Origin of the sequence: Acetonema longum DSM 6540, assembly GCF_000219125.1 — a bacterium.
GTDB classification, from domain to species: Bacteria; Bacillota; Negativicutes; order Sporomusales; family Acetonemataceae; genus Acetonema; species Acetonema longum.
In genome coordinates, this window is record NZ_AFGF01000036.1 from 1 (window position 1) to 3,319 (window position 3,319).

The window sequence follows — 3,319 nt, forward strand, 5'->3', positions numbered from 1 at the left end:
CTATCGTTCAAAACCATACTCCAGCGCTGGAGGGATACGCTGGCAGCCAGCGGCGAACTAAAAGCCTTCTGCCAATCCCGCTTCGGCAAAGCCCCTACCCTCATCATCCATTCCCACTATGCCGCCCTGCCGGAAGAAAGCAGCTGCCCCTGCATCATTCTCAGCCCCGGCTACAAGATCGAAGGCCCCAATGAGGATGAATTCATCTACTACGTCATGATCCGCTGGTCCATCGTCAACGCAACCATCGACACCAGCACCCCAGGCATCACAGAATACACCGGACTGTACGATTCCGACGACTTTGGACAGCTGATTTACAGTGTGCTGGACCAGGTCAGCCGCAATTACCCCGTAGGCAGAGTCAATACGAAATCGAAAAAGAAGCTGCCTTTCCCCAGTTTCCCGGCTACCAGTGGTGCAAGATCCGGTTTAACCCGTCGATCAGCGGCTCCATTGAGTATTAGTATTAGTCATCCGATAAATCAATCGCATCCATGTAATGCGGCTAAGAGCCGCATTTTTCTATGGACATCAACCGAAAACAGGAGGAAAACTACATGCAAGCAAAAGGCTCTAAAGGCCAACTCATCCTGGCGTACGAAACCGCCTATGGACAAACCCCTTCCCCGGCCAGTACCGTTAAACTGCCCTTTAACAAAAACACCCTGACCGCCAAACAAACCCTCACCGAAGCCCAGACCATCACCGGCCGCCGGGATGCCGCCGTGCCGGTACGCGGCAAGGTCGACGTCAACGGCAACCTGGTGGTGCCCATGGACGCCAAATTCATCGGCTACTGGCTCAAAGCCATGTTGGGCGACCCCGCCACTACCGGCAGCGACACCTACACCCATGTCTTTAAACCCGGTGATTCCATGCCCTCTCTCGTATTGGAGAAAGGCTTCACCGACATCAACGCCTTTACCCTCTACAACGGCTGCAAAGTCAACCAATTCAGCCTGTCCTTAGGCGGCGACAGCGAACTGACTGCCTCCCTTGACATCCTGGGAGCAAAAGAAACCCTCGGCACTGCTTCCTTTGCCGCAACCCCGCTAGATCTTCCCTTAGTCCGCTTCAACCACTTCCAGGCCACCGTCGAAGAGAACGGCCAGGTGCTGGCTAACTGCACCGGCGTGGATTTGAACTTAGGCTTCGGCCTGGACGGCGATATCTATTCCATCAGCGGCCAAGGCTGCCGCACCGCCATCAGCGAAGGACCGCTGCAGGTCAGCGGCACAGTGGAGGTACTCTTTGAAGATCAGACTTTACTGAACAAAGCTATTAACGGTACAGAGAGCAGCCTCAAAATCACCCTGACCAACGGCGACTACTCGTTCGAACTCCTGCTGCCGGAAATCGTCTATGAACGCACCTCACCCGGCATTGAAAGCGCCAAAGGCATTTTGATCAGTCTGCCGTTTAAAGGCTATTATGAAAACAACGCAGCTGAAACTTCGATTCAGGCGACACTGGTCAATGACGTAGCCAGCTACGCAATGGAGTAGTTGGCATTTCGGCGGACCCATCAGGCGGCCAGGTCAGACTGGCCGCCTGATGATTTTGCAACGAACAACAACAGAACGATAAAAGGAGGCAGAACATCATGGCTCAATTCCCCCCTATCCAGGAACCGGTATATCCCCTCACCGCCAAAATCAAAGACCCATCCCTCCAGTCCGAAATGGAAAACGGACTGGTCCTCTCCCGCGCCAAATTTACCAGAACGCTGCAAACGTTCACCCTGCAGTGGAATGCCCTGCCGGCTGCTGACTACGAAACATTGCGGGACTTTTACCGTCATACCACCCGCGGCGGCAGCCTGGCCTTTGACTGGCAGTATCCGACAGTAGCCAACGACTCTTATTCCGGCCGACTGTTTTCCGTCCGCTTTGTCGGCGAGGACATCAGCTTTGACCTGGCAGCGCCGGGATACTATGCCGGCAAACTGACCATCCAGGAGGTGTGACATGCTGAACTTATCCGTTGCCGGCATGATTGAAAAAAGCCGGATCTCCAGCGATGGCGTATGGCTGCTGCTGGTGGAAGTCGCCATCCCGGATTCCGAGGAACCCTTACGAATGGTGCGCAATAATGAGGACATCGTCTGGAATGGCCACATCTGGAACGCCTTTAATTTTGTCATCGACGAAATCAAAGAAGACCCTCAGGCAAAAAACACGACAGTACCGTTGCAGATTTCCAATGTGACGCAAATTGTCCAGGCCTACGTAGAAGAAAATAACGGCCTCACCGGTACCACCGTCATCCTCCGGGTGGTTCATTCCGAGCATCTGGACAATGTTTTGCCCGAGGTAGAAGAAATCTTTACCGTAGAGTCCACCGTCTGCGACAGCCAATGGGTGACCTTTAACCTGGGCTGCGACCTGTCGTCACAGCTCAGATTTCCCTTCCGGCGGGTGCTGAAGAACTTCTGCGCCTGGCGCGACAACTATAAAGGCATCGAGTGCGGCTATAGCGGCTCGATGCCTCCCTGTGACGGCACACTGCAATCCTGTCGTGACCGGGGCAACTCAGTCCGGTACGGAGGCGAACCCAGCATCCCGGAAGGAGGACTGTATGCCTGATGAAGATCAAACTCGACGACCTGATCGGCCTGCCGTTTATCGACGGCGGGCGCGACCCGGCAGTAGGCTTTGACTGCTGGGGACTGTCCAGCGAAGTCTTCCGGCGGTATGGGATTGAGTTGCCTGACTACAAAATATCCTGCGAAGACGCCAGCCGGATCAGTAATCAAATCGACGCACAAAAACCGTATTGGCAGAAGTGTGAAGGGGAAATTCCCGTACCGGCCCTGGTTGTCATCCGGTTTGCCGTATACTGCGACCATACCGGAGTTTACATCGGACAGGGCCGGTTTATCCACACCCGCAAAGAAGTCGGCGTCAATATTGACCGCATGGATCATCCTGCCTGGGCCAAACGGATTGAAGGGTTTTATGTGCCGGGGGTGACGAGACAATGAGTCCGCAAAACGATCTGGATGACTCTATTGTAAACACCCTCCAAAGCTATGCTGATTTCAGCCAGCATGCTTTCAGGGTGGATCAGACGGACATGCTGATGGTTCCCGGTCTATTCGATCAATGGAGACAAAACTTCCACTATTCCCTGGGGCCCACTAACCCGGCGTTTGTTGACGCGGCACTGAGTCATCAGGATATTCTGGTATGGGGTTATACACTGCAGTATAATCAAAACGGGGTATTGTGGCGAGTCGATCCTGCCGGCAGACCGCATCCGGATGATTATCATCAGTTTCTGGAGCAGAACAGGGTTATTCAAAGGGCGACGGAGC

The 3,319-nt window shown here is 54.1% G+C and carries 6 protein-coding genes; all 6 read left to right on the forward strand.

The annotated features are described in order from the left end of the window. The coding region (locus tag ALO_RS22335) for a hypothetical protein (protein ID WP_169313123.1) at positions 1-672 on the forward strand (672 nt) is incomplete at its 5' end. Continuing rightward, a complete protein-coding gene (locus ALO_RS04430) occupies positions 561-1,508 on the forward strand; it encodes a phage tail tube protein (RefSeq protein WP_004093263.1) in 948 nt (315 codons plus the stop codon). The genes ALO_RS22335 and ALO_RS04430, both read left to right, overlap by 112 nt. A gap of 98 nt (positions 1,509-1,606) precedes the next feature. Continuing rightward, a complete protein-coding gene (locus tag ALO_RS04435; protein WP_004093265.1) occupies positions 1,607-1,969 on the forward strand; it encodes a hypothetical protein in 363 nt (120 codons plus the stop codon). A gap of 1 nt (position 1,970) precedes the next feature. Beyond that, positions 1,971-2,588, forward strand: coding sequence for a phage minor tail protein L (locus tag ALO_RS04440; protein WP_004093267.1), 618 nt, complete (start codon positions 1,971-1,973; stop codon positions 2,586-2,588). After that, entirely contained in the window at positions 2,588-2,986 is a 399-nt protein-coding gene (locus ALO_RS04445) for a C40 family peptidase (protein WP_004093270.1), read from the forward strand. Before ALO_RS04440 ends, ALO_RS04445 begins: the two co-directional genes overlap by 1 nt. Further along, positions 2,983-3,319: hypothetical protein (locus ALO_RS04450; protein WP_004093271.1), on the forward strand; the 337-nt coding region annotated here is incomplete at its 3' end. The genes ALO_RS04445 and ALO_RS04450, both read left to right, overlap by 4 nt.

Excerpts from the sequence above, each read along its gene's own strand:
- ALO_RS04430 (WP_004093263.1), top strand. The coding sequence starts at position 561 with ATGCAAGCAAAAGGCTCTAAAGGCCAACTCATCCTGGCGTACGAAACC.
- ALO_RS04435 (WP_004093265.1), top strand. The coding sequence starts at position 1,607 with ATGGCTCAATTCCCCCCTATCCAGGAACCGGTATATCCCCTCACCGCC.
- ALO_RS04440 (WP_004093267.1), top strand. The coding sequence starts at position 1,971 with ATGCTGAACTTATCCGTTGCCGGCATGATTGAAAAAAGCCGGATCTCC.
- ALO_RS04445 (WP_004093270.1), top strand. The coding sequence starts at position 2,588 with ATGAAGATCAAACTCGACGACCTGATCGGCCTGCCGTTTATCGACGGC.